The sequence below is a fragment of the Bacillus cereus group sp. MYBKT14-1 genome, from assembly GCF_051915185.1.
Taxonomy (GTDB): domain Bacteria; phylum Bacillota; class Bacilli; order Bacillales; family Bacillaceae_G; genus Bacillus_A; species Bacillus_A cereus.
In genome coordinates this window covers 237,742-263,402 of record NZ_JBQAEF010000007.1, presented here as the reverse complement: position 1 = coordinate 263,402, position 25,661 = coordinate 237,742, and the positions used below count along the sequence as shown (strand labels likewise).

The window sequence follows — 25,661 nt, the reverse complement described above, 5'->3', positions numbered from 1 at the left end:
CTTTCATACACTAAGAATAGTATGAAAAAAGAAGGTGACTAAGGTGAAATTACATAAAGCTCTTCAGCCAAGTTTTATAAAACGAATGTACTATATGAGATTTTTAGGGAAATTTACAAAAGCTGAGAAAGAGAAGAGTGGAGAGAATTTCTTTGTACACTGCTTATCGCCAATACCATTCACTTTACAGGAACAATTTACAAATGAACCATATGTATTTGAAGGGTTATGTAGCAATAAAAAGAATGAAAAAATCTTTTCGGAATTAAAGAAGAGGAAATTAGAAAAGCAATTAGTAATGTTTCGTCTTTATTATGAAAGAGGAAATGTATACGTGGAGTTAATATGTACAGAAGAACCGAAAGAAATAGCAAGCAGCTATAAAATGATTCCGGCACCTAAAGTTACAAATCATAAAAAAAGAGAATCTTTAGAGCGAAAACTTAGCAACGGTTATTTATCATTTCTTATGCCAAAATTTCCGAAAGACTTTGAGCCTCCCGAATTATTGTGGCACGATGGAAGACTGTACGGAAACATATCCCTAAAGTCATCAATTAGCTCAATCGCCTATTTTGAACAGAAACGTGAATGTAAATATATAAACTGCAGTGACTGGACGAAGTATGTAGAAATAGCGGTAGAAGATCAATTATATTTTGTAAGTGATTATGTATATGAGCAATTAAAAAAACGAATGCATGAAGAAGGTAAGCTAGTTGAAGTAGAGGATATAAAAATACAAAAAGATGAATGGGAATGGGATGAGCGTGAGTCGTCCTTTTTACAGTATGTACAAAGTATGGTGCATAATAAAGGGTTATATTTGGATGAAACGGATATTTATAATTTCCATATAAGTGTAAAAACAAATATGTTAACGATTCTTGGTGGTATACCGGGCGTTGGGAAATCACGTTTTGTGCAAACTTATGCAGAAGCATTAGGGTTACAGTATGGGGAAGAGTTGGTTTGGATTCCAATTTCGCCATCGTATCAAGAACCACATGATTTACTTGGTTACCTTCATCCAAATGGTACTTTTATTGAATCTGAAGCGAAGTTAGTTAGGACATTAATGAAGGCGAAAGAAAATCCAAATCAACTGTATATAATCGTTTTTGATGAAATGAACATGTCTCATATTGAGCATTGGTTTACTCCGTTTCTATCTGTTCTTGAACTTGAAACAAAAAATCGTATTTTAAACTTGTATGAGGGTGTACAGGACATAGAGAATTCAATTCCATCAACAATTGAAATTGGAGAAAATATTATATTTGTAGGTACTGTAAATTTTGATGAAACAACGAAAGAGCTCTCTGATCGATTATTAGACCGAACGAACCTAATAACGTTACAGAAAATTCCGTTTTGTGAGATGGGCATGGAACAGGGGAAAGTCGTATTACATCCACCTTTGAAAGTAACGGCGGGAGAATTTCGGATAAATTGGATGAGAAATAAAGCGATGATTGAAGTGTTTTCTGAAGAAGAATTAGAGCTATTAGATAAGTTGCATGTCGTATTGTCATCACATGACGCGTCTAAGGGAATTTCTTTCCGATGTGCAAATGCAATTGCGACTTATTTGCAAAACATACCGTTTCAAAATAACCATACCTATATGATTAGTAGAGAAGAGGGGTTTGATTTACAAATAAAGCAGCGTGTATTGACGAAAATCAGAGGGACCGAAATGATGGTTGGGCCTTTACTTTCTGAAGAAGCAAAAAGGGGGGCGACCTTAGTACCTCTTTTGCAATCTACACTTGCAAACAGAGTATCTACATTTGAACATTCTTTAGCATATATACGAGAAAAACGTAGAGAACTGGAGTTGTATGGATATGCAAAATGAAGGGCGTTATGAAACAAAAATCGTTGATACGAATGAAACGCTCCCTTTTGTATTAAAGTTAATCATTGGAAATGAGGGGAAAGGAGATTATATTTTATTAAATCGTCTTTGTACATCTACTACAGCATTAGTTCAATGTATTTATAAAGTACAAGAATTAAAACCAATAAGATTGCAGTACAATTATGAAATCCCAATGAATATTACTTTTATATGGAATAAAGTATATGAGGGACAGAAAAATATAAAAGAGGCTCAATATGAAATAAATGAAAAAAAACAAAGAGTATTAATATATGAACACGGGAAAACAGAATTCTTTTATCCATGGCGCTGTGGTCTATACCATTTTGAAGTGCGTATAGAAGATACAACGTATTATGGCGCATTTCAAATCGTACCGAAAAACTTTTTTGATGATCAATTTGAAATGATTCAAGACTATGTGAAGTCAATTTTAAATGAGTTGATTTTGGATAGAGGTTACTATAAAAAAACCTTCTCTGCACTTAGCGATATTGAGGATTCTTCTTATTTAGTGTTACTTAGAAAGTTACCGCAAAAAATGAAAATGATAAAGCAAATCTTTAAGAAAATAGAATCAAGCTCAAAATTTATAAATGAATATAAATGGGAAGGAAAAGAGCGAAAGCCAACAAGAAAAGGAACTATAGTGGCAGAACGAAAACCTTATGCCAAACATTATAATCGTAAGTTTATGGAACAAAAAAATAGTAAGGAAAATGCATTTCTTAAATATAAAGCGATGCAATTTTATCATTATTTAATTGAAGCTAAAAGTTTTTTACGTCAAACAATTGAAATATTAGAAAGAGAAAAAAAGAAAAAATCAGAAGAGTTTCAAGCTGTAAAAACGATTATACAAACAATTGAGCGTAATGGATCAGTAACCGATAGAGAGAAGCAAAAATATAAAAATATACATTTACTAAAAGAAGCCGATTTACGAAAGAGCTCAATGAAAATACAAGAATATAAAATATTGGCGCATATTGTGCATGAAAATGTACAATACTTTCAAATGTTAATGCACTCTTCATTTTGGAGGGAAGTTACTGAAACAAGTAACATGAACTTACATGATTTATCGATACCACATCAACAATTACTACATCATTTAGAAGTACTCCCGCAATATACGGATCAATCTCCATCATTATTATTTGTTTATAAGCCAACGTTTTTAGTGTATGAATATTACGCTTTTTTTATCGTTATTTTACTTTTAGAGCAAATTGGTTTTGAGGCTAGAAACTCCATCCGTGAACAAATACAAGAACATTTTTATGTAGATGGATTACAAGATGGAACGACAGTAGTTTTAGAACGAGATGATATAAAGGTGCATGTCGCATTTAATGACTTAATTGAAACACATCCTCTTATTGCATTAAGTAAAGGTAGTAATTTTTACAATGGTGAGGATACGAAGAAGCCAGATATTCGCTTAGACTGTTATGTAAAAGAAGATGGGAAATACGTATATAAATCTTCTATTATTATTGAAGTGAAGTATAGTCCAATGTACAATATTTTTCAGCACGTCGGAAATACGAAAGCAACTGAGCAAATGTATAAGTACTGGTCTATAAAGTATGTAGAAGAACAGGATGGAAAGCGAGTCTATTATCGAAGGTCAATTTATGAAGTCATTTGTGTATATCCAGGAAGCCATATGCATAGTAAAAAAATTGAGTCTGGATGCGGTGTTTTCTTGCAGTTATATCCATATAAGACGAAACAAGGGGAAGAGAAATTAGCTGGAAAACATGGGATGGTACAAATTTTTGAAAAATGGCTAAAAAGCATTAAGAAGTAAAAGAAATCCTTTTTCATAAAGGATTTCTTTAGATTAAGAAGAATTATATGCTGTATGGAAAGAAACGTAGTGTAATTTAGATTTGAAAAGTGCTACAAATGTGTTATTAAAAGGAATGTGAGCGCGGGATAAAAGTCGATTAAATTGGAATCTAATTCATTTTGCAGAATATAATAAGTCATAAATATTTTTAGTTGCATACGAAGATTTGTTCTTATATGATAGATAGTGAAAGCGTTATCAAAAAAACAGAGCGGCGATGGGAAAGGCGGTTAAATATGTTCCAGCGTGTTCAAACAAAGGAAGAACATTTTGGGTTCGAGCAACTATGGGGAGATTTTTGTGAAGAAAGAAACTTAATGTTCGTAGAACGTAATTTAAATCCATCACGATTTTTATTAATAGAAGATGAACATCCTATTGGTACAGTAGAATGTATTAAGTATACGGTACCTGAACAATCGAATTCTGAGTTTTTCTATCCGTTTTCTAAAAATGATTTAGTAAAAGATTTGAAGAATGTATATGAAATAGGCAAGTTAAGTATTTCGAAAACGTCTCGTGGAAGAGGACATTTCAAAAGGCTAACAGCTATTTTATTTATACATGCGTTAGAAACAAAAGCTGAATGGTACATTGCAGCAGTAACAAAAAGAATGTATATGTATTTACTTACACTTGGTTTTCCAATTGAACCAATAGATAATCCTTTTCAGTTTCATGATACTTTACAAGGTGTACCAGTAAGAATTCATGCTCGAAAAGGGGTTACGCATTTGTATTCTTTAAAAGAATTTCGTGATGTGATTCAAGGGAATGCTCATGCACAGGCATTAATTACAGAATACAGTAAAAATATTATGTTAACGAAATAAAGCGAAGTGAATATGTATAATAAAGAGAATAATATTTGTATAGGATATAACTCTTCATTAAAAAAGACCCTTATTATTTTAATAAGGGTCTAAAAATTATAATCCAAATATACTAAAAATCATTTTGCGGCGCTTCGGTTTCTTTTCTCGTTCATATGTTGGTTTTGAATCCGGAGTAATATAAATGGGTTCTTCTTTCGTTAGGGCAGCTTCTAACTTTTGAATTCGCTCTAACATTTCCTCCATTTCACGACGGTGTTGTAAAAGTTGGTACGTGACGACATCATTTGCCTTATCTTGCATTTGTTCTTCCATTCGATCAAGTCTTCTCGTAATAGTGTTTAATTGATTAGCTAATTGCTCAAAATCATTCGATGATATGTTTTGAACAATTGTATTAACTTGAGTTTTTAATTCCTCAACTTCATTTGAGGAAGCCTTTTGAGTAGATTGAGAATTTCGAGATTTCTCTATTTGAAATCGATGGTGTTCTAACATTTGATCGACATCCTCTTGTGTGAAAATAAAGTGGCCATATTTGTTTTTCTCTATCGTAAGATTTAATTGTTGCGCGATCCGGACAACAGCCTTTGGGCTAACACCTAATTTCTTTGCGATAAATGGTGTTTTATATTCCAAAATAATCCCTCCTATATATATCCTGTTGAATGATTTCGAGCTATGAAGTAAGTTCCCTTCTAGTGCGACAAAAGAAGTGTGGAATCGGCAAAGAAAGTGTTTTTTCACGAAATTGAGTTGAGGAGAATAGTTCTTTTAAATAAAAATGTCTTATCGTAACATTTAGAATAATTTGACGAGTGTAAATGAATTAGATTATCATAATGATAAATATCTTTTTTATGTATGCATATAATATATAAAAAGGTGGTTGCTAATGTAGAATTTTGTTAGAGTATTAGAATGCTTACTTCACTTGAATAAAATTAAGTAGGAGGTGGCTTCCTTGCTTACAAAGTAAGTAAGGAAAAGTATTTGGACATATATAGTATAAGTATAGTGATTGTTTTAATTGCCTTAACGGCATTTTTCGTTGCAGCAGAATTTGCAATTGTTAAAGTGAGAAGTTCACGAATTGACTATTTAATTGCAGAAGGAAATAATCGTGCAACATCGGTCAAAACAGTCATTACAAACTTAGACGAATATTTATCTGCTTGTCAGCTAGGAATTACTGTTACAGCTTTAGGAATTGGGTGGTTTGGTAAACCTGCGTTAAAGCAAATGTTTGATACGCTTTTTGCAAATTGGAATATCTCTACTCAACTAGCAGACATTTTTGCTGTAATTTTAGTATTTTTGTTAATTACTTTTTTACATGTTGTAATAGGGGAATTGGCCCCAAAAACATTTGCAATTCAAAAATCTGAACAAGTGAGTTTGCTTGTTTCTAAACCGTTAATTTTCTTTTATCGTATTGCATTCCCATTCATTTGGCTATTAAATGGTTCAGCTCGAATCATTACGAAGCTGCTAGGGCTGAAACCGCCGAAGGGGCATGATGAGGTTCATTCAGAAGAAGAATTACGGTTGTTAGTTTCAGAAAGTTATAGAAATGGTGAGATTAATCAATCTGAATATAAATATGTGAATAAAATTTTTGAATTTGATGATCGGATTGCAAAAGAAATAATGGTACCTCGAACTGAAATGAATATTATAAGTAAAGAGATGCCTGCTGAAGAAGCTTTGCAAAAAATGTCTCGTGAAAAATATACAAGGTATCCAGTTGTTGATGGCGACAAAGACCACGTAATAGGTTTTGTGAATTTTAAAGATATTTTTACTGAATTTGTACAACATAAAGCTGTTAATAAGAAGACAGTAGAGCAATATATGAGACCAATTATTTTAGTTATCGATTCTATTCCAATTCATGATTTGTTTTTAAAAATGCAAAAAGAAAGAACACATATTGCTATATTGATAGATGAATATGGTGGAACATCTGGACTTGTTACTGTTGAAGATATTCTGGAAGAAATTGTTGGAGATATTCAGGATGAGTTTGATACGGATGAGCAGCCAGAAATTCAACAAGTTAGTGAAACGAAGACGATACTAGAGGGAAAAGTACTTGTTAGTGAAGTGAATACGTTATTTGGTTTAGGGATTGATGATGATGGTGTTGATACAATCGGTGGTTGGATTTTAACGAAGAATATAGAGATTGCTGAAGAGGATTCCATTGAAATTGAAAATTATAAGTTTTGTGTGAAAGAATTAGATGGACATTATATAAAAAGATTAGAAGTTACAAAGATAGTAGAATCGATTGTTATTTTAGAAGATGAAAAACAAATTTCGTTACAAGAGCAAATTAGCTCGTAAACTCTGCTATATAGCAGAGTTTTTTTGAGCATAATGTTTTTTGAGGGATAAGGGCTATGATACAATGACATAAGTCAAACCTTTCACTAGGTGAAGTATTGTTGTATACATATATTTGGAAGGAGAAGAATTATGAAAAAGCATTTATATATAAATGGAGATTGGAAATCTGTAAACACGTATAAACCATTATACGCACCATATTCTGAAGAAACATTAGCGGAAATTGCACAAGGCACGGAAGAAGATGTAAAAGAGGCTGTTACCGCTGCAAAAAATGCAATGACAAAAATGAATAAATTATCTGCATATGATCGTGCGACTATTTTAGAGAAAGTTGCACAAAAAATGGATGAAAGAAGAGAAGAATTTGCAGAGATTATTGCAAAAGAAGCTGCAAAACCAATACGTGCTGCAAGGGGAGAAGTAGATCGTACTGTTCAAACATACAAATTTGCAGCTGAAGAAGCGAAGCGTATATATGGTGAGACATTGCCATTAGACGCCGCACCTGGTGCAGATGGGCGTATTGCATATACAATCCGAAAGCCGATTGGGGTTATAGGGGCTATTACACCATTTAATTTCCCATTAAATTTAGTAGCGCATAAAGTTGGACCAGCAATCGCTGCCGGAAATACAGTTGTATTAAAGCCAGCTGATCAAACGCCATTATCATCGTATGCATTAGTTGAGTTATTTGAAGAGGCAGGATTGCCAAATGGAGCTTTAAATATCATTTCTGGCCCTGGCCCCACGGTTGGTGAGGCAATCGTCAAAAATGATTACGTTGCTTCTATTACTTTTACCGGAAGTCCAAAAGTTGGAATCGGAATAAAACAAAAGGCTGGGCTAAAACGAGTTACGTTAGAACTAGGCTCAAATGCTGCTGTTATTATTGATGAAGATGTAGAGTTAACAGATGAAATAATTGAACGTGTAAAATGGGGAGCATTTGTTAATAATGGGCAAGTTTGTATTTCAGTACAACGTGTTTTTGTACATGAAACGAAAATACATGAATTTCTCTCAAAGCTAAAGAAAGCGATGGAATCAGTTGTTGTTGGTGATCCATTGCTTGAGGAAACGGATGTATCAGCTTTAATTTCAAAAAAAGATGTAGAGCGAATTGATATGTGGGTTCAAGAAGCAATTAAGGAAGGAGCAACTGTTTTATGTGGTGGTAAGAAGCAGAATGCAAGAATTTTTGAACCGACTGTATTAACAAATGTTCCAGATCATGTATCTGTGCAGTGCCAAGAAGTATTCGGTCCACTCATGACAGTAAATACATTTAAAGAATTTGATGAAGCGATTGAGCAAGTAAATAATTCGCGTTACGGCTTACAGGCAGGAGTATTTACAAATAATTTATTTAAAGCAATGCGTGCAATTGATGAGCTAGAGGTTGGTGGTGTCATGATTAATGATATTCCAACGTTCAGAGTAGATCATATGCCTTATGGTGGTGTGAAAGAAAGTGGCACGGGACGCGAAGGAATTAAATATGCAATAGAAGAAATGACAGAAATGAAATTAGTATGTATTAAAAAATAAAGTGGAAAAACTTAAAACTTGCACTAAAAAACGAGTAGGAAATGTTTACGATTCCATACTCGTTTTTTACGCTTCTAGTAACTATTTAATTAAGTGTAACTTTTACTTCATTTCTTGTTTGAAAATAGTATCTTCTACATAAATTTGTTCTTTATCTATAGCAGTAGCATGAGTTAATACTAAACCGATTGGTGTTTTTGTATCTTTATTTTGAACAATTGTAAAAGGAACATTTTTTTCGTTTGCTAATTTAATGTATTTTGATAAATGTGGGTAAGCAATGCCACCATTTAGGAGGAGTTGTAATGATTGAGAAGAGCGCATGCTACCCGCCACTTCAGAGTATACATTACTTTGCATTACTTGACCGATTGTTAAAGCGATTTCCACACGCTCACGTAATGTAGTTAAATACATATTACGTTCTTCTGGTTTGTTTTGCTTTTGGCCGTAAATGCCTTCTTGGAGATAATCTTCCACATTTTTATTTACCATATTTTTCACACCTTTCATTTTCTATTGTACGCAAGAATTAAAAATGATGCAAAAAAAAGTCGTTTTGACTACGGAAATAATGAAAATATGTGAAGGAAAAAGGGGATTTGTATACAATTAGTTAAATAAGAAAGAAAAAATAATTTTATCAACAGAAATTAACAAAATGTGACAAAAATCTATTAACGAATCGTATTTTTTGTGTTAATATTCAAAATATAAAGGGTATTCGTCGTATGGAAATGGAGGGAATGGAGGTTTTTCCAATCGATAAGGATATTAAAGAAATATTTTGTTCACACTTGAAAAACAATAGGCACCAATTCGTAGAGAACTGGAAAAACAAAATGATAATTTCCGAAAAAGATCCATTTAAACTAGAAGTAGTTCAAAATGGAGAGGATTTACTAGAGTTAATTATCGAACTTACTATGGAAGATAAAGATATAAATTATCTTCAACCGTTATGTGAGAAAATTGCTATTGAACGTGCTGGAGCAGATGCGAATATTGGAGATTTTGTTTATAACGCAAACGTGGGAAGAAATGAACTTTTCGAAGCGATGTGTGAATTAGATGTTAGCGCTCGTGAATTGAAACCAATTATGGCAAAAATACATACTTGTTTTGACAAATTAATTTATTATACCGTTTTAAAATACTCGGAAATTATATCGAAGAATTTAGAGGAAAAACAGCAATATATTAACGAAACACATAAAGAAAGGCTGACGATTTTAGGGCAAATGTCAGCTAGTTTTGTACATGAATTTCGTAATCCGCTTACTTCCATTATGGGGTTTGTTAAATTATTAAAGGCGGATCATCCGAGTTTATCGTATTTAGATATTATTTCGCATGAATTAGATCAATTAAATTTTCGTATTTCGCAATTTTTACTCGTATCGAAAAAAGAAATGTGGAATGAATCGGAACGGTTTTGGCTTAATGACTTGTTTCAAGACATTATACAATTCTTATATCCGAGTTTGGTCAATGCGAATGTTTTGATTGAAAAGAATTTACCGTATCCAATTCCGCTTGTTGGTTATCGGAGTGAAGTGAGACAAGTATTTTTAAACATATTAATGAATTCAATTGATGCTCTTGAATCAATGAAAGAAGAACGAAAAATTATCATTGATGTATTTGAAGAAGATCAAGCTATTCGAATTGTGATAAAAAATAATGGACCAATGATTCCAGCTGAAAATGTAGAAACGATTTTTGAACCATTTGTAACTACTAAAAAGTTAGGAACTGGTATTGGATTATTTGTATGTAAACAAATTGTGGAAAAACATAATGGATCCATTATGTGTCGATCAGATAACGATTGGACAGAATTTCAAATTGCATTTCAAAAATAAACAGTCTACACCAAATGAATGGTGTAGACTGTTTTAATTTGTGAGTATAACGGCTTCTAATTTAGGATCTTTAGTTGAATAACCTACTATTGAAATTGTATAAATAACATTTGGTTCAACATTGAATTTTGGTATAGTCAATAAAACGTTTTTATTATCTGCGAGTGAAATTTCAATATCTGCTGTACCAGGGTTAACTTGCAAAAAATCTGTTATTTGTTTAAAGAGTACATTTTCAAATAAATGATCCCCATCTTTTAAATCTACGTTTACAACAGGGGTATCTGGAGCGAAATGTGCAAACCGTATTTTGGCTTGACCAGCTGGTAAATGTGTATTATCAAGTATAGGCTGTAATTGTAGGTGATTATCACTATTTATTGCAGCAAGAGTATAAGTATGATTTCCCATTATTGGTACCAACGCTGAAAAGATTGGAGTTTCATTTCCGACAGGAACAATATCTATACGGTATTTACCTTGCACTAATGATAAATAAGGGCTGAATTGCTTAAATGAAATATTTTTAATAACCTTTTGTCCGTTTACTAAAATGTCAACCGCTGGTATATTTGGATCGGCATGAAAAATTCTTATATGTGACGGTAAAGCAGCTTCTTGTGAGTCTCTTGTTTCATACGCCTGTACAAGTTTTGATAGTGCATCGTAATATTTCATATATAATTCTATATATTTTTTAGGATTACGAAACTGATAGTAACGTGCGAGTTGTTCGTATTGTGTAACTTCTTGTCCATATTTTTCGATTTCAGATTGAGACATGAACATTCCTCCTTTGTCATCATTAAAACTATATGCGAAGCAAGAAAGCGGTTATGCAAAAAAAATGATTTTATAAAGGGAAAATTAAAAATTGACAACAAATATGTTTTCATAAAGAGGTGCTGGTGCTTACGAGAATTTCGCAGAGTAAAGCAGTACATATGACTGTACGAAAGTAAAATAAATGCCAAATTGAAAGTGCATTTCAATTAACATATTGAATACATGTCCAAAAATCGCTAGAAAACTAGGGATTTTTTTAATTATAGGCAAATACACATACAAAGTGATAATTGTCCTACATAAATTATAAAGGAAAGATACTTTGAATCTGAGGAAAGGAGTGCTACTTCGGGATAGGGATATCCCGATAGTAATTGTGAATGAAGTTATGAAAAGGTTTTGTGTTATAGGCTGTAGGATGAATTTGTAAACTTCATTTTTCTATTTATTTTAGCAATTGACAGTATTAACCCATAAGAGAGCGTCATGACGAACTGATTAGTGTGGTTAATCGGTTCTTTTTTTATAGTTTAAAACTGAAAAGTTTACATAATGAATAGGAATCTGAATTGATTAGTAAGGTGGGTGTCGAAATTTGTTTTAAAATATGCAATTTAAAGTAGGATAATAGGAAGGAGTTTAACGGGAGTTCCGTCGAAGTGTACAGAATGTCGGCATTTAAGGACAGTTGGCATTATGCTATAAAAACATTTGGTGATGTAGTCATTTCATATAAAAAGGAGGGTTATTTGGGCGTATAGAAAAGGGTTGGTCTTCGGTTTTTTAGTTCTGAATTTTCTGTTTTATAAAAATTTTTAAGCACTCATTTGTATATTTTATAATAGTTTTTTGATAAATTCACTGCTTTTGCAGAGGATTCTTTTTTATGAAAGAAACGTCAATTTTCTTCATATATATATACAAATTGGAGAAATGGGGGAGCGCTATGCGCGATTACTTAATTAAACCACTTGTTGGTCAGCCGTATCCAATGATTTCACATGGAAAAGGTGTTTATTTGTATGATCAAAATGGCAATAAATATTTTGATGGTTCGTCAGGAGCAATTACGGCAGGTATTGGGCATGGCGTAAAGGAGATTGCAGACGTTATTAAAAAGCAAGCTGAGGAGATTGCTTTCGTTTATAGATCACAGTTTACGAGTGAACCAGCTGAAAAATTAGCGAAGAAGTTAAGTGATTTAAGTGTAGGAGATTTGAACTGGAGTTTTTTTGTAAATAGTGGCACGGAAGCGAATGAAACAGCTATGAAAATTGCAATTCAGCATTTTCAAGAGCGAGGTATTCAAGGGAAACATAAAATTTTATCAAGATGGATGAGTTATCACGGTATTACGATGGGTGCTTTATCGATGTCTGGGCATCCACTACGTAGACAACGTTTCGTATCTATTTTGGAAGATTATCCGACTATACCAGCTCCATATTGTTTCAGATGTCCTGTTCAAAAGGTATATCCAACTTGTCAGCTGGCATGTGCGACTGAACTAGAAAGATCAATTGAAAGAATTGGTGCAGAGCATATTGCTGCTTTTATTGCTGAGCCGATTATCGGAGCAGCTGGAGGCGCGGTTGTTCCGCCGAAAGACTATTATAAAGTCATTAAAGAGATTTGCGACCATTACGATATTTTATTTATTGCGGATGAAGTAATGACTGGGCTTGGTCGTACTGGAGCATGGTTTGCGATGGAGCATTGGGGCGTAGAGCCGGATATTATGACACTTGGTAAAGGGTTAGGAGCGGGATATACACCGATGGCAGCGACAGTTGTAAGTGATCGTGTTATGGAACCAATATTACGTGGATCACGTTCAGTAATGAGTGGTCATACGTTAAGTGCAAATCCATTGTCTGCAGCAACGGCTTTAGCTGTTATTGAATATATGGAGAAACATAATCTTCCTGAAAAAACAGCAGAAAAGGGAGAGTATTTAATAAAAGGCTTACAGAAAGTTCAGCAACAATCGACAATCATTGCTGATGTGCGCGGAAAAGGGTTGCTAATCGGAGTAGAATTGCAACCGTTTACAAAAGCGTCAGAGCTTATTTCAGTTGCAGCTAAAAATGGTCTGCTTTTATACCAAGCAGTTTCAGGGCAAGCAGGAAAAGAAGATAGTGCACTGCTTGTAGCACCGCCAATGACAACTACATATTCCGAGTTAGATGAATTACTTTCAATTTTCTCTAAAAGTGTGGAAGAGATGATGCAAAAAGGAGGGCATAGTATCGCATGACAACTATTACAAATACATTCGGTAAATTAAAAGAAATTGAGGAAGTAATTTCTTTGTTCCATGATGATATGACATTGATGTTTGGGGGATTTGGAGGGATTGGATCCCCTCCATCTTTAATACAGGCAATTTTAGAAAAAGGCGTTACAAATTTAAATTTAATTGGAAATGACACTGGATTTCCTGATGTAGGTATCGGTCGTCTTGTTACAAATGAAAGAGTTAAATCAATAATTACTTCTCACATTGGCTCCAATCCAAATGCAGGAAGGCAACTAAACGAGGGAAGATTACAAATTGAGTTTTCTCCGCAGGGAACATTAGCAGAGCGTATTCGCGCTGGTGGCGTTGGTCTTGGTGGTGTTTTAGTTGATGTTGGTGTTGATACGATTGTGGAAGAGGGAAAACGAACAGTTGAAATGAATGGTAAGACCTACTTAGTTGAAACAGCATTAACTGCTGAAGTTTCAATTGTATATGCGAAAAAGGCAGATCCGTTTGGTAATCTTGTATTTGACAAAAGTGCACGAAATATGAATCCCCATGTAGCTATGGCTGGGGATATAACAATTGTAGAAGCAGAAGAAATAGTCCCGCTTGGAAGTTTAGATCCAGAGGAAATTGTCGTTCCAGGTGTTTTCGTAAATTATATTGTACCGTCGGAAGGAGTGAACTGGAAATGGGTATGGGCGTAGAAGTGAGGGATAAGATTGCTAGGCGTGCGGCGAAAGAAATACAAAATGGTATGATTGTAAATTTAGGTATTGGCATACCATCGCTTGTACCAAATCATTTGCCTGACGATATAAATGTTATGTTTCATGCGGAAAATGGAATCGTCGGCATGGGACCAACGCCAAGTAAAGGGAATGAAGATGAAAATTTGTGTAATGCAGCAGGTTTACCAACTTCTCTTATAACAGGAGCGAGTTATTTCGATAGCTGCACAGCGTTTGGGATGATTCGAAAAGGTTTGCTAGACATAACGATTCTTGGTTCATTACAAGTAAGTGAAAATGGTGATTTAGCAAACTGGATTGTACCTGGAAAACGTGTTCCAGGTATTGGTGGAGCAATGGATTTAGCACAAAAAGCGAAGCGGGTCGTTGTTGTAATGAATCATGTTGATAAGTACGGAAATGCAAAAATTGTTTCAGAGTGTACATTGCCATTAACTTCAAAGAAATGTGTAGATTTAATTATTACTGATATGGCAGTCATGGAGGTAACTCCGAGTGGACTTATATTACAAGAATTAATGAGCCCATACACAGTAGAAGATGTAAAACGACATACAGAAGCTGATTTTCAAATTAGTTCTAACTTACTAGTAATTGAATGAAGGGAGATGTAATATATGGAGCAATTAAAAAAGCAAGTTTGTGATTATATTGAGAGCCATGAAGAGGAAAGTGTGAAATTTTTAAAACGATTAATTCAAGAAAAGAGCGTATCTGGTGATGAAAGCGGTGCGCAGGCAATTGTGATTGAAAAATTACGTGAATTAGGTTTAGAGCTCGATATATGGGAGCCTTCTTTTTCTAAAATGAAAGATCATCCTTATTTTGTATCACCCCGTACAAGTTTTTCAGATAGCCCAAATATTGTAGCAACTTTAAAAGGAAGTGGCGACGGGAAATCTATGATATTGAATGGGCATATTGATGTAGTTCCAGAAGGGGATGTGAATCAGTGGGAACATCATCCTTATAGCGGTGAGAAAATCGGAAATCGTATATATGGCCGTGGAACAACGGATATGAAGGGCGGAAATGTCGCACTTATGCTTGCGATGGAAGCGATTATTGAATCTAACATTGAATTAAAAGGAGACATCTATTTTCAAAGTGTAATAGAAGAGGAAAGTGGCGGAGCAGGGACATTGGCAACTATATTACGAGGATATAAGGCAGATGGTGTCATTATTCCGGAGCCTACTAATATGAAGTTTTTCCCGAAACAACAAGGTTCCATGTGGTTTCGTCTACGTGTAAAAGGGAAAGCTGCACACGGTGGAACGCGCTATGAAGGGGTTAGTGCAATTGAAAAAAGTATGTTTGTTATAGAACATGTAAGAAAGCTAGAGGAGAAAAGAAATAGTCGAATTACAGATCCGTTATTTAAAGAAATTCCGATTCCAATTCCAATTAACATTGGGAAAATTGAAGGAGGGAGTTGGCCAAGTTCTGTTCCCGATGAATTAATTTTAGAAGGAAGATGCGGTGTTGCGCCGAATGAGACTATAGAGGCGGCAAAAGAAGAGTTTGAGAATTGGATTGCTGAATTAAATGATGTGGACAATTGGTTTGTTGAAAATCCAGTAGAAGTAGAATGGTTTGGAGCGAGATGGGTTCCTGGTGAACTAGAAGAGAATCATGAACTCATTACGACACTTCATCACAACTTTGTTGAAATCGAAGGGAACGAACCAATTATTGAAGCATCTCCGTGGGGGACTGATGGAGGTTTATTTACACAAATTGCAAACGTACCAACAATTGTATTTGGTCCAGGAGAGACGAAAGTAGCACACTATCCAAACGAATATATAGAAGTTGATAAAATGATAGCTGCCGCAAAAATTATTGCATGTACATTACTAGATTGGTGTGAGGTGAAAAAATGAAATACTATGAATCTTTTAGAGAACAGACGAATTGTTATACAGTAGAAGGTGTTTTAGATTATTTTAATAAGCGTATTCGGGTAGATCACTATACAGGAAATGTTGAAAGTATTATACAGACCATTGACGAACTAGCAGAGAAACATTCTTTCACTAAATGTATTATTAAAGGAAAGGGAGAGCATGTTTCAACATGGCTCTCTTTCGGTTTTTTGTTGGAAGCAACGATACCTCATTATTTTCAAGGGCACGATGCATACTTTTTTGTGAAATATAATAATGATGAAAGACGAAATAGTATGCATTGGACTGAGGAAGATACTATATTAAGCGGTGTAAAAGGAAAAGAAATAAAAGAAAAAGTAGTTCCAGAGAAATTTTTGCTGAGAAAAGCGACTGAAGAAGATGCAGAAGAATTAGCAACTGTATTCGGAAAAGTATTTGAAGTGTATCCGACACCTTTAAATGAAGCGAGTTATGTATTACAGACGATGAAAGAAGACGATACAATTTACTACGTGTATGAATTTGAGGGGAAAATTATTAGTACAGCATCTGCAGAAATGAACATAAAGGAAGGGAATGCAGAATTAACGAATTGTGCTACTTTACCTGAATACCGTAAACATGGATTTATGAAAAGTTTACTAATTAAATTAGAGGAAGAACTTCAAGAAAGATCTATTTTCTGCTCCTATACAATTGCTCGATCGCTTTCTTTCGGAATGAATGCTGCCTTTCATCAATTAGGCTATACGTATACAGGAAGACTGGCGAATAATTGCTACATTTTCGATAAGTTGGAAGATATGAATATATGGGTGAAAGATCTATCTAGCTATTCGAAAGCAGTAAAACTTCCGCCTCAAAATTTGGCTGTAAAGCAAAACAGTTAGGTGGAGCTGGGTGTTTGAAAAAGCCGTACTAATTAGAGTTTCGAGTTATCTAATGAAAATATAAAATTGATTAAAATTATAGAACGGAATCGTCATGCTTACAATCGCACATAGGTGTGCCGAAAATTCGGCATGTAATTGCTGGATTTTCGGCAAGAGGGGGGATGACATTGCTAGCAGTTTCGACACAAGAAGTCATTGAAGCGATTTTGGGCAGTATTGATGAGGCTATACACGCTGTAGATGAAAATGGAATTACAATATTTTATAATTCTGTAGCTGCAAAACACGATGGATCGAAGATTGAAAAAGTGTTAGGGAAACATCTGTTAGAAGCGTTCCCGTCTTTATCAAGGGAAACGAGTACATTGATGAAAGTACTAGATACAAAAAAACCTATCGTACATCAGGTACAACATTATCAAAATTTAAATGGTGAAGATGTTTGTACAGTAAATACGACGTTACCTATTTTTATAGATGGGAATATTGCTGGGGCTGTTGAAATTGCAAAGGATTACTCTACAATTCAAAAGCTTACTGACACAATTGTTGACTTACAGTCGAAAATAAAGCGATCATCTAGAAAAAAAGCGATTAAAAAGCACGCTGCATTTGAGACGATAGTGACAAATGATACGCGGTTTAAACAGACGAAAGAGTTAGCACAAAAAGTAGCACCAACAGACGCGAATGTTTTAATATATGGTGAAACAGGAACAGGAAAAGAACTGTTCGTACAAGCAATTCATGAAGCTTCTAAAAGAAAAAACAAGCCATTTATTGCACAAAACTGTGCAGCTTTACCAGAGTCGCTATTAGAAAGTTTATTGTTTGGAACGACAAAAGGAAGCTATACGGGAGCGATTGAAAGAGCTGGGCTATTTGAACTTGTTGATGGTGGTACATTATTTTTAGATGAACTGAATTCAATGCCTCTTGATTTGCAGGCAAAAATGTTGCGAGTGTTAGAAGATGGAGTCATTAGAAGAATTGGTGATAATAAGACGAGAAAAGTAGATGTTCGTGTTATTACCGCGATGAACCAGCCTCCAGAAATATGTTTACGAGAGAATAAAATTCGCACTGATTTATATTATCGCTTAAACGTATTTTCATTATATATCCCACCGCTTCGTGAAAGAACTGAGGATGTACTATTATTAGCATCTTATTTTTTGAAAGAATATAATAAAAGTTATAAAAAAGGTGTACTTCAAATTGATGAGGAAGCGAAAGATAGACTGCAAGCTTATCAGTGGCCTGGAAATGTACGGGAGTTAAAACATACGATTGAACATGCGGTTATTATTGCAGAAGGGAATACATTAACAGCCAATTGTTTACCACGTACATTTCGGAAAGAGAAGTTTTCGAAGAAGAAGGGTATAATGCCACTTAGAGAAGCACTTCATCAAACAGAAAAAGAATTAATAGATCAAGCGTTGATTGAAACGGAAGGGAATATATTACAAGCCGCAAAAATGTTGGGTATCCCTCGTCAAACGCTTCAATATAAACTGAGCAAGTACGACAAAACCGCCGAATAATCGGCGGTTTTTGTGTGTTTGCACCAATAAAAGAGCGTTTACATATATAAAAAGTAATGAATATGATGTTAAGTATTGATTTCATACAACGCTTAAAAATATTTTTTCGCTTATGTAATAGGGTTCTCCGCACATTTACTTATCAACAATGTAAAGTTGGCATAACTATTGCTTATATAAAGGATGAGCGTATAAAAAGGGGGAATAGCAATGTTACATGATGTATACAAACCAAATCGTCACTGGAAGGATATCGAATTATGGAAAGATGTTACTGAAGAGCAATGGAATGATTGGGTTTGGCAATTAACGAATACGATCAAAACGTTAGATGACTTAAGAAAAGTAATTAACTTAACACCTGAAGAAGAAGAGGGCGTTAAAATTTCAACGAAAACGATCCCGTTAAACATTACACCGTACTATGCTTGGCTAATGAATCCTGATGATCCACGCTGTCCGATTCGGATGCAATCAGTACCGATTTCGGAAGAGTTATATAAAACAAAATATGATTTAGAAGACCCACTTCACGAAGACGAAGATTCACCAGTTCCAGGGCTAACACATCGTTATCCGGACCGTGTACTATTCTTAGTAACAAATCAATGTTCTATGTATTGTCGTTACTGTACACGTCGTCGTTTTAGTGGACAAATTGGAATGGGTGTACCGAAGAAACAATTAGATGATGCAATTGCTTATATTCGTGAAACGCCACAAGTACGAGATGTATTAATCTCCGGTGGTGACGGACTTCTAATTAACGATAAAATTTTAGAATATGTATTAAAAAATTTACGAGAGATTCCGCATGTTGAGATTATTCGTATCGGAACGAGAGCACCAGTAGTATTCCCACAACGTATTACAGAAAACTTATGTAACATTATTAAAAAATACCATCCAGTATGGTTAAATACACATTTCAATACATCTATTGAAATTACTGAAGAATCGAAAAAGGCATGTGAAATGTTAGCGAATGCTGGTGTTCCAGTCGGAAACCAAGCAGTAATTTTAGCTGGTATTAACGACAGCGTTCCAATTATGAAAAAACTTATGCATGACTTAGTAAAAATCCGTGTACGTCCATACTACATTTATCAATGTGACTTATCTGAAGGTATCGGTCACTTCCGTGCACCAGTATCTAAAGGTCTTGAAATTATTGAAGGTTTACGTGGACACACATCTGGTTATGCTGTTCCGACATTCGTTGTTGATGCGCCAGGCGGAGGCGGTAAAATTGCACTTCAACCAAACTATTTAATCTCACAAAGTGCAGATAAAGTTGTACTTCGTAACTTTGAAGGTGTTATTACGACGTATCCAGAGCCAGAGAGCTATATTCCAGGAAGAGCGGAAGGATACTTTAAAGAGATTTATCCGAACTACGAAGAAAAACGTTCAGATGTTGGTATCGCAGGTCTTATGAGCGATAAGAAATTTAACCTCGTTCCAGACGACTTACAGCGTATGAACCGTCGTAAAGACTACGAAGATAATGATACTCATGCATCTTTAAAAGATAAACGTGATAAGCGCGATCAATTAAAAGATAAAAAATATCAAGCACAAATGGCTAAGTTAGAAGAAAACGACAAAAAAACTGAGGGTGATGCAGTATGAATTGTATGTGGTGTGACAGTACAGAAGCGAAAGAAAGCTTGAATACTGTATATTGGGAATTACCAGATGGTACGAAAGCCATTGAAATCCAAGAGACACCATGTATTTCTTGTTCCTCGTGCGGGATGGACTATCAATCAGACCATACAGTAAAAGAAATTGAAGATCAATTATTCTTAATTTACACGAAAGATTTACCAAAACAACTAACATATGAAGAATTAATGGGAAGACCGCGTCTATTAAAAAGAAATTATTTCGACTTTTAACCAGCTTTTATGCTGGTTTTTTTCTTTTTTGCCTTGTATAATGTACCCAAGTTAGAAAGGTAGGGAATATTTTTGAAAAAGACATTTTACCATTATATGATGAAGCATCGTGCAGCTTTATTTAGAAATGAAATTTCAGATTTAGCAGAGGCGATGTATGATGATTTAAGTTTTCCGAAGCAATCTGAAGACTATGATGAAATTAGTTCATACTTAGAGTTGAGCGGAATGCTAGAAAGTATGTCTATATTTGATGAAGCCTGGGATTTATACATACAAGATAGATAAAAACTATTTGAAAACATACAGAATACATTACTTTATTTAAAGTGAAGTATTCTGTATGTTTTTTTATTATGAAATTTGTTGATTTAAAGCTAGTCTAGTTACTAGCTTTTGTTTGAGTGTAATGTGAATTTTATAAGATTATAATTTTTATTGAAAAAATTTATGAATATAAGCTTCTGTGATAAGCGTTTTTATGTAGGTTGCATATACTGATATCAAAATCACGACGTCAAAAAAAGGAGAGATAGAGATGGCAAGAAAAAAACAACCTAAATACAACGTAGGGGACATAGTCGTGATTACGCTATATGGAACCGTTGGGAAAATCACAAATATGAAGGTTTTAGATGGAGTTTATGTATACGAAGTCAATAATCACGATGGATTTTACGTAGAGCAAACATTGCAGCACGTTACAGAGCAAGATATGAAAAAGGGCGATACGGAGTGGATTGAATTAAATTATAATTTCACGTTTGGTGATCTTGTGCAAGTAACTGGATATGATAAAGATGTTTTCCGTATTGTTGGTTTTCGTACAGAAGTATGGAGATATAAGAATGACGCATGGGAAGATACAATTTATGAATTGTCACGGATTACGGATGGTGAATGGTTAGAAGCGGATGAATCAGATTTAACGTTACTCGCCAATGCTCAAACGGCAAATGCAATTTTGAAGAAAATGAAACAAGATAAAGCCGGTATGAATAAATTAGATTTAGGAAAGTTAAAGTCAATTAACAACTCGAAAAAAGTGAGTGTTAAGACGAATCGTCAAGAAATCATTGATGGATTACTTGATATTTATAACGATTATCAATTATTGTTCGATACATTTAAAGATGAAGAATATAAAATTGTAATGGATGTTGTTCATAATTATTTAGTTAAATTGACAGAGAAAAAATAGTTAACTAGAAAGAGAGAATAAATTGAACAACAACATATGCAGTATAAGGTATGCCTACAACTATTAAAAAAATAAAAAGCCACTTTATAAGAGAGTCTGCCCATTGATCTTCATGCATGAACTCTTCTTTTGTTTGTCCTACTTCATATTGATTTTCCATTATTATTTCCCCCTTTGAATAGCTTGTACTACAATCGTATGCATCTCGTCCAAAGCTTATGACCTATAAAAAAATAAAATCTATTTTTCTAATCTCATATACATAATTTTGAGATTTTTTCATAAAACAGAAATAAAGGAGTGATGCTCATGAAGGAAATTGAAGTCGTGATTGATACGGAAGAGATTGCGGAGTTTTTTTATGAGCAACTAATTGAAAGAGGGTACGTCCCAAAACGAGAAGAAATTGAAGATCTCGCAGATATTACATTTGAGTATTTATTAGAGAAATGCATGATTGATGAAGTTTTTGATGAAGAGGATGAATGAAAGTAACGACGGGCATAACTCGTCGTTTTTTACTCTTTACAAACCTGTCACAAATATAGTCAATAATTATTGGTATAATGAAAAGGAAATTTTACTCAAGAGGTGAAGGAATGTTCAAAAAAATTATTGATTCTTTATTAGGAAAGAAAAAATATCGTTCGTATTCAAGTAGTGATTATCGTCGTAGAGGGCGCTCGTATTCAAGTAGCGATTATAAACGACGTTCATCTGGTTATGGACATCAACATTATAAAAGAAAACGTAAAAGCCGTAGCTTCTTTTCAAGTAGCTGATGAAATGGCGTCGTGTACTAGCATTATTTGATAGACCACTGCGAAAAAATACAATTGTTGCAGAGCGTTATAAAATTGAATCAGTAATTGGAATGGGCAGTTATGGGGTTACATATGTCGTTAATGATTTACAAATAAATAGATATAAAGTCTTAAAACAATTAAGACAAAGTAAACAAAGATATGAGTCTGGTAGAAAATCATTTGAACAAGAGAAAATGATTTTACAAACATTAAATCATCATGCAATTCCTAGTCTATATGATCATTTCCTATGGGAGAAAAAGAGCTTCTTTGTGATGGAGTACATGCCTGGTAAAAATTTTGAAGATTATATTTTCATAGATGGGTATGTATATACAGAACGTGAAGTTTTTGAGATTTTATATGAAATATTAGAAATTGTATCGGTGTTTCATAGTGAAGGCATTATTCATCGAGATTTACGCATTCCAAACATACTAATGAAAGAAAATCAAATTAGTATTATTGATTTTGGATTGGCTAAATGGAAAGGTGAGGATGATGAGCGAGCTACAACTTACGAAGGTGAACAAGCTTTGATGCGAGAAGTTCACTTTCGTAGCGACTTTTATGCGCTCGGTCATTTCTCATTATTTTTATTATATGCAGGATATGAATCTAATGAAAAACAGGAAAAACCATGGTACGAAGAATTAACTTTGGAACATTATAATGGTGAAATGCTTATGCGAATGTTACAAATAAAAACGCCGTACTATGAGAATGTACAAGATTTAAAACAAGATGTAGCTTCTGCTTTAGAAAGGATGGAGACTCCATGTTTCAAAAGTTTTTAGCAAGCGTTGGTATTGGAAGTGCAAAGGTAGATACTGTTCTTGAAAAAGATGAGTATATTGTTGGGGAAGAAATAGTTGGAAAGGTTCATATAACTGGAGGTTCAGTTAGCCAACAAATTGAAAGCATTTACTTAACATTATCGACGTCGTATGTACGAGAAGTGGATGATAAAAAAGTAACAGCAACATATGATTTAGAGCGAGTACGCTTAACAGAACCTTTTTCTGTAGAACCGAATGAAAAAGTTGAAATTCCATTTTCTTTTCCAATGCCAATTGAAGCACCACTTACACTTGGTATGAAAACGGTTTGGATTCATACAGGTCTTGATATTAAACATAGTATAGACCCAAGTGACCGCGACTACGTTCAAGTGTTACCTAATGTATTATTAAGTAGTGTTTTAGATAGTGTAAATGAATTAGGGTTTAAAGCACGTCATATAGAATGTGAAGAATTACCGCATCGATTACGTAAGCAAGTTCCATTCGCACAAGAATTTGAGTTTATTCCGGTTTCTGGAGAGCATTATGGGAAATTAGATGAATTAGAATTATTAATCTTGCCACGTGCATACGACCGACTAGAAATTATTATGGAAGTAGATAGAAAATCCCGTGGTTTAGCTGGATTATTCGCTGAGGCGCTTGATCTTGATGAGAAGGTGATTCGTTTTACCGTAACAAGAGAAGATATCCCTGAGATGAAGCAAAAAATTAATAATTATATTTTTTAATAAACTATGCATAAAAAAGAAATGGAGAGGAAAACTAAAACAACCGCTCCATTTTTTTGCATAGTGAGGTTATGTATGTGAAACGATATCGACATTTATACTTGCTAAGTTTTACGTTACTCATTTGTTTTGTCGTATTATCACTTTCGTATCATACCGCTTGTATTGAGAACTTTGACAATATAGTCGCACATTTTATTCAAAGCTTTCGAAACGATTATTTGACGATCTATTTTACTTGGGTGTCTTTTATCGGTTCCAAAAGAATATATTTTCCATTACTCATTATTCTTGTAATGTATTTTCTCGTTAGAAAAAAGTTGCTTAGTGCGTTACTCCTAACAATTAATTACTACGGATCTCGTTATTTAAACAGTATGCTTAAACTATGGTACGAACGAGCAAGACCTGATGTTACGCAGCTTGTTACTGCAACTGGATATAGTTTTCCGAGCGGTCATACGATGAATGCTACTGCTTTTTTAGGATTTATTGCATACGTCACAATTACTGAAGATCGTATTTCATTGCATAAAAAATTATTAATTATTCTTATAGCAAGCTTTGTTGTATTATCTATTTCAGTTAGCCGAATATATCTTGGCGTGCACTATCCATCTGACGTATTAGCAGGATGGGCAGCTGGCGGTAGCTGGCTCGTTTTATGTGTTATATTTCATAAAACGTTCATAAAAAAAGAACCTATGTCATAATAGGTTCTTTTTTCATTGGCTCAACATGAATGTGTGCATGGTAAATTCCGAACTTTTTGCGAAGCATAGCCTCGATATTGTCAGTAATACAGTGACTTTCTCCAACATCCATGCGAGCATCTACTTCAATTGTAATATCAACATACGTTTGATTCCCGTACATACGTGCTCGAATATCTACAATGTTTTCCACACCGCCAATATGCTCAATAGCATCAGCGTATTCTTCCATTTTATCAGGATCAATTCCATCTGTTAGCATATGAGAAGATTCTACGAAAATCTCCCATGCAGTTTTACAAATAATAAGACCAACAATTAAAGCGGCAATAGGGTCTAAAATAGGCATTTGGAACTGAGAACCGACAATACCTACTACAGTACCAATACTTACGAGTGCATCTGATAAATTATCCTTTGCAGCGGCTTCTAATGATTTACTTTTTGTTCGTGCTGCAATTTTTTTCGTATACAAATACACGCAGTACATAACGACAGCAGAAAATAAAGCAACCCATGCAGCGAGTACATTAGGCGCTGCTTGTTTCGGATTTAAGAAAGATTGAATGGCACTAATAACAACTTCTAATCCGACTGTTGCCATAATGAAGGACGCAACAAGTGATGCGATTTGTTCGGCACGCGAATGCCCATACGGATGATCTGGGTCACGAGGTTTACGAGATATTTTTAGACCAATTAATATCGCTAAAGAAGCACCGATATCCGTTAAGTTATTTAAACCGTCAGCGCGTAATGCGCTAGAGAGGGTAATATAACTGATGATGATTTTCATAGAGGATAAAAATATGTAGGCCATAATGCTGACAATAGCACCTTTATCAGCTTCTTTATGAGAAAGAGTATCCATTTTAATCACTCACCTTTCTTTAAAGGAATTTCTTTCTATAAATAGAGTATCAAACGAAAGTCGTGTGGGTCTATACAAACATTGTTGACGTTTTATAGCTTTTTAAGAAGGGGATAACAAAGTTTCGTAAAGGAAAAATATGTTGAAAAGTACAAAGTCAAGGTGTGAACCGA

General features: G+C 34.3%; 26 protein-coding genes. 21 read left to right on the top strand and 5 right to left on the bottom strand.

Annotated elements, in window-relative coordinates; translation table 11 throughout:
• Positions 1-43 precede the first annotated feature (43 nt).
• From ACTFO4_RS19180 to ACTFO4_RS19170, 3 genes are all read left to right on the top strand, one after another.
• Positions 44-1,861, top strand: coding sequence for an AAA family ATPase (locus ACTFO4_RS19180; RefSeq protein ID WP_000766187.1), 1,818 nt, complete (start codon positions 44-46; stop codon positions 1,859-1,861).
• Positions 1,851-3,701, top strand: coding sequence for a hypothetical protein (locus ACTFO4_RS19175; protein WP_063536284.1), 1,851 nt, complete (start codon positions 1,851-1,853; stop codon positions 3,699-3,701). The genes ACTFO4_RS19180 and ACTFO4_RS19175 overlap by 11 nt, the downstream gene beginning before the upstream one ends.
• A gap of 278 nt (positions 3,702-3,979) precedes the next feature.
• Positions 3,980-4,576 (top strand): hypothetical protein, encoded by a 597-nt coding sequence (locus tag ACTFO4_RS19170; RefSeq protein WP_000487796.1) that lies wholly within the window; start codon positions 3,980-3,982, stop codon positions 4,574-4,576.
• 96 nt (positions 4,577-4,672) lie between these two features.
• On the opposite strand, the gene racA is transcribed toward ACTFO4_RS19170, so the two are convergent.
• Entirely contained in the window at positions 4,673-5,215 is a 543-nt protein-coding gene (racA, locus tag ACTFO4_RS19165; RefSeq protein WP_326235306.1) for a chromosome-anchoring protein RacA, read from the bottom strand.
• A gap of 354 nt (positions 5,216-5,569) precedes the next feature.
• Between racA and ACTFO4_RS19160 the strand changes: the two genes are divergently transcribed.
• Both ACTFO4_RS19160 and ACTFO4_RS19155 read left to right on the top strand, forming a co-directional pair.
• Positions 5,570-6,925 (top strand): hemolysin family protein, encoded by a 1,356-nt coding sequence (locus tag ACTFO4_RS19160; protein WP_000356250.1) that lies wholly within the window; start codon positions 5,570-5,572, stop codon positions 6,923-6,925.
• A 132-nt stretch (positions 6,926-7,057) separates the two neighbouring features.
• Positions 7,058-8,482, top strand: a complete 1,425-nt coding sequence (locus ACTFO4_RS19155; protein WP_326235307.1) for an aldehyde dehydrogenase family protein — start codon at positions 7,058-7,060, stop codon at positions 8,480-8,482.
• 102 nt (positions 8,483-8,584) lie between these two features.
• Here the strand turns inward: ACTFO4_RS19155 and ACTFO4_RS19150 are convergent, their stop codons facing one another.
• Positions 8,585-8,977, bottom strand: coding sequence for a YueI family protein (locus ACTFO4_RS19150; protein ID WP_000247558.1), 393 nt, complete (start codon positions 8,975-8,977; stop codon positions 8,585-8,587).
• 236 nt (positions 8,978-9,213) lie between these two features.
• On the opposite strand from ACTFO4_RS19150, the gene ACTFO4_RS19145 reads away from it, so the two are divergent.
• Positions 9,214-10,347 (top strand): BA2291 family sporulation histidine kinase, encoded by a 1,134-nt coding sequence (locus ACTFO4_RS19145; RefSeq protein ID WP_000425086.1) that lies wholly within the window; start codon positions 9,214-9,216, stop codon positions 10,345-10,347.
• Positions 10,348-10,380: 33 nt separating this feature from the next.
• Here ACTFO4_RS19145 and ACTFO4_RS19140 read toward each other — a convergent pair whose 3' ends face one another.
• Positions 10,381-11,130, bottom strand: coding sequence for a DUF4397 domain-containing protein (locus ACTFO4_RS19140; RefSeq protein WP_440014094.1), 750 nt, complete (start codon positions 11,128-11,130; stop codon positions 10,381-10,383).
• A 949-nt stretch (positions 11,131-12,079) separates the two neighbouring features.
• On the opposite strand from ACTFO4_RS19140, the gene ACTFO4_RS19135 reads away from it, so the two are divergent.
• The 10 genes from ACTFO4_RS19135 to ACTFO4_RS19090 all read left to right on the top strand — a co-directional run bounded on the left by ACTFO4_RS19135 (position 12,080) and on the right by ACTFO4_RS19090 (position 21,564).
• Positions 12,080-13,390, top strand: a complete 1,311-nt coding sequence (locus ACTFO4_RS19135; RefSeq protein WP_001205882.1) for an aspartate aminotransferase family protein — start codon at positions 12,080-12,082, stop codon at positions 13,388-13,390.
• On the top strand, positions 13,387-14,085 hold the full coding sequence (atoD, locus tag ACTFO4_RS19130; RefSeq protein ID WP_000208102.1) for an acetate CoA-transferase subunit alpha: 699 nt from the start codon (positions 13,387-13,389) through the stop codon (positions 14,083-14,085). The genes ACTFO4_RS19135 and atoD overlap by 4 nt, the downstream gene beginning before the upstream one ends.
• Entirely contained in the window at positions 14,070-14,732 is a 663-nt protein-coding gene (locus ACTFO4_RS19125; protein ID WP_000525278.1) for a CoA transferase subunit B, read from the top strand. Before atoD ends, ACTFO4_RS19125 begins: the two co-directional genes overlap by 16 nt.
• A gap of 15 nt (positions 14,733-14,747) precedes the next feature.
• On the top strand, positions 14,748-16,016 hold the full coding sequence (locus ACTFO4_RS19120) for a peptidase (protein WP_000436698.1): 1,269 nt from the start codon (positions 14,748-14,750) through the stop codon (positions 16,014-16,016).
• Positions 16,013-16,912, top strand: a complete 900-nt coding sequence (ablB, locus tag ACTFO4_RS19115) for a putative beta-lysine N-acetyltransferase (RefSeq protein WP_086385972.1) — start codon at positions 16,013-16,015, stop codon at positions 16,910-16,912. The genes ACTFO4_RS19120 and ablB overlap by 4 nt, the downstream gene beginning before the upstream one ends.
• A gap of 164 nt (positions 16,913-17,076) precedes the next feature.
• The gene (rocR, locus tag ACTFO4_RS19110; protein ID WP_416809332.1) at positions 17,077-18,462 is read left to right on the top strand and encodes an arginine utilization transcriptional regulator RocR; all 1,386 of its coding nucleotides are present in this window, start codon (positions 17,077-17,079) and stop codon (positions 18,460-18,462) included.
• 210 nt (positions 18,463-18,672) lie between these two features.
• Positions 18,673-20,094 carry a lysine 2,3-aminomutase gene (ablA, locus tag ACTFO4_RS19105; protein ID WP_000902142.1) on the top strand — a complete coding sequence of 474 codons (1,422 nt, stop codon included), beginning with the start codon at positions 18,673-18,675 and terminating at the stop codon, positions 20,092-20,094.
• Positions 20,091-20,363, top strand: a complete 273-nt coding sequence (locus ACTFO4_RS19100; protein ID WP_000995763.1) for a YokU family protein — start codon at positions 20,091-20,093, stop codon at positions 20,361-20,363. Before ablA ends, ACTFO4_RS19100 begins: the two co-directional genes overlap by 4 nt.
• A 72-nt stretch (positions 20,364-20,435) precedes the next feature.
• Positions 20,436-20,651 (top strand): YozE family protein, encoded by a 216-nt coding sequence (locus tag ACTFO4_RS19095; protein WP_000750717.1) that lies wholly within the window; start codon positions 20,436-20,438, stop codon positions 20,649-20,651.
• Between the two features lie 250 nt (positions 20,652-20,901).
• Entirely contained in the window at positions 20,902-21,564 is a 663-nt protein-coding gene (locus tag ACTFO4_RS19090) for a hypothetical protein (RefSeq protein WP_000101499.1), read from the top strand.
• 4 nt (positions 21,565-21,568) lie between these two features.
• Here ACTFO4_RS19090 and ACTFO4_RS19085 read toward each other — a convergent pair whose 3' ends face one another.
• Positions 21,569-21,724 carry a DUF3930 family protein gene (locus tag ACTFO4_RS19085; protein WP_000431486.1) on the bottom strand — a complete coding sequence of 52 codons (156 nt, stop codon included), beginning with the start codon at positions 21,722-21,724 and terminating at the stop codon, positions 21,569-21,571.
• 149 nt (positions 21,725-21,873) lie between these two features.
• Between ACTFO4_RS19085 and ACTFO4_RS19080 the strand changes: the two genes are divergently transcribed.
• From ACTFO4_RS19080 to ACTFO4_RS19060, 5 genes are all read left to right on the top strand, one after another.
• A complete protein-coding gene (locus ACTFO4_RS19080) occupies positions 21,874-22,053 on the top strand; it encodes a YozD family protein (protein WP_000658451.1) in 180 nt (59 codons plus the stop codon).
• A gap of 110 nt (positions 22,054-22,163) precedes the next feature.
• Positions 22,164-22,346: a hypothetical protein gene (locus tag ACTFO4_RS19075; RefSeq protein WP_000473371.1), complete on the top strand. Its 183-nt coding sequence runs from the start codon at positions 22,164-22,166 to the stop codon at positions 22,344-22,346.
• Positions 22,346-23,167, top strand: a complete 822-nt coding sequence (locus ACTFO4_RS19070; RefSeq protein ID WP_061457154.1) for a serine/threonine protein kinase — start codon at positions 22,346-22,348, stop codon at positions 23,165-23,167. Before ACTFO4_RS19075 ends, ACTFO4_RS19070 begins: the two co-directional genes overlap by 1 nt.
• Positions 23,149-23,904 carry a sporulation protein gene (locus ACTFO4_RS19065; protein WP_440014091.1) on the top strand — a complete coding sequence of 252 codons (756 nt, stop codon included), beginning with the start codon at positions 23,149-23,151 and terminating at the stop codon, positions 23,902-23,904. Before ACTFO4_RS19070 ends, ACTFO4_RS19065 begins: the two co-directional genes overlap by 19 nt.
• 77 nt (positions 23,905-23,981) lie before the next feature.
• Positions 23,982-24,617 (top strand): phosphatase PAP2 family protein, encoded by a 636-nt coding sequence (locus tag ACTFO4_RS19060; RefSeq protein ID WP_326235310.1) that lies wholly within the window; start codon positions 23,982-23,984, stop codon positions 24,615-24,617.
• Here ACTFO4_RS19060 and ACTFO4_RS19055 read toward each other — a convergent pair.
• Positions 24,607-25,488 (bottom strand): cation diffusion facilitator family transporter, encoded by an 882-nt coding sequence (locus tag ACTFO4_RS19055; RefSeq protein ID WP_000380385.1) that lies wholly within the window; start codon positions 25,486-25,488, stop codon positions 24,607-24,609. The genes ACTFO4_RS19060 and ACTFO4_RS19055 overlap by 11 nt on opposite strands.
• Between the last annotated feature and the right edge of the window lie 173 nt (positions 25,489-25,661).

Excerpts from the sequence above, each read along its gene's own strand:
- rocR (WP_416809332.1), top strand. The coding sequence starts at position 17,077 with ATGACATTGCTAGCAGTTTCGACACAAGAAGTCATTGAAGCGATTTTG.
- atoD (WP_000208102.1), top strand. The coding sequence starts at position 13,387 with ATGACAACTATTACAAATACATTCGGTAAATTAAAAGAAATTGAGGAA.
- ACTFO4_RS19100 (WP_000995763.1), top strand. The coding sequence starts at position 20,091 with ATGAATTGTATGTGGTGTGACAGTACAGAAGCGAAAGAAAGCTTGAAT.
- ACTFO4_RS19085 (WP_000431486.1), bottom strand. The coding sequence starts at position 21,724 with ATGGAAAATCAATATGAAGTAGGACAAACAAAAGAAGAGTTCATGCAT.
- ACTFO4_RS19140 (WP_440014094.1), bottom strand. The coding sequence starts at position 11,130 with ATGTCTCAATCTGAAATCGAAAAATATGGACAAGAAGTTACACAATAC.
- ACTFO4_RS19070 (WP_061457154.1), top strand. The coding sequence starts at position 22,346 with ATGAAATGGCGTCGTGTACTAGCATTATTTGATAGACCACTGCGAAAA.
- ACTFO4_RS19080 (WP_000658451.1), top strand. The coding sequence starts at position 21,874 with ATGAAGGAAATTGAAGTCGTGATTGATACGGAAGAGATTGCGGAGTTT.
- ACTFO4_RS19065 (WP_440014091.1), top strand. The coding sequence starts at position 23,149 with ATGTTTCAAAAGTTTTTAGCAAGCGTTGGTATTGGAAGTGCAAAGGTA.
- ACTFO4_RS19175 (WP_063536284.1), top strand. The coding sequence starts at position 1,851 with ATGCAAAATGAAGGGCGTTATGAAACAAAAATCGTTGATACGAATGAA.
- ACTFO4_RS19150 (WP_000247558.1), bottom strand. The coding sequence starts at position 8,977 with ATGGTAAATAAAAATGTGGAAGATTATCTCCAAGAAGGCATTTACGGC.
- ablB (WP_086385972.1), top strand. The coding sequence starts at position 16,013 with ATGAAATACTATGAATCTTTTAGAGAACAGACGAATTGTTATACAGTA.
- ACTFO4_RS19155 (WP_326235307.1), top strand. The coding sequence starts at position 7,058 with ATGAAAAAGCATTTATATATAAATGGAGATTGGAAATCTGTAAACACG.
- ACTFO4_RS19170 (WP_000487796.1), top strand. The coding sequence starts at position 3,980 with ATGTTCCAGCGTGTTCAAACAAAGGAAGAACATTTTGGGTTCGAGCAA.
- ACTFO4_RS19135 (WP_001205882.1), top strand. The coding sequence starts at position 12,080 with ATGCGCGATTACTTAATTAAACCACTTGTTGGTCAGCCGTATCCAATG.
- ACTFO4_RS19145 (WP_000425086.1), top strand. The coding sequence starts at position 9,214 with ATGGAAATGGAGGGAATGGAGGTTTTTCCAATCGATAAGGATATTAAA.
- ACTFO4_RS19125 (WP_000525278.1), top strand. The coding sequence starts at position 14,070 with ATGGGTATGGGCGTAGAAGTGAGGGATAAGATTGCTAGGCGTGCGGCG.
- ACTFO4_RS19090 (WP_000101499.1), top strand. The coding sequence starts at position 20,902 with ATGGCAAGAAAAAAACAACCTAAATACAACGTAGGGGACATAGTCGTG.
- ACTFO4_RS19055 (WP_000380385.1), bottom strand. The coding sequence starts at position 25,488 with ATGGATACTCTTTCTCATAAAGAAGCTGATAAAGGTGCTATTGTCAGC.
- ACTFO4_RS19120 (WP_000436698.1), top strand. The coding sequence starts at position 14,748 with ATGGAGCAATTAAAAAAGCAAGTTTGTGATTATATTGAGAGCCATGAA.
- ACTFO4_RS19075 (WP_000473371.1), top strand. The coding sequence starts at position 22,164 with ATGTTCAAAAAAATTATTGATTCTTTATTAGGAAAGAAAAAATATCGT.
- ablA (WP_000902142.1), top strand. The coding sequence starts at position 18,673 with ATGTTACATGATGTATACAAACCAAATCGTCACTGGAAGGATATCGAA.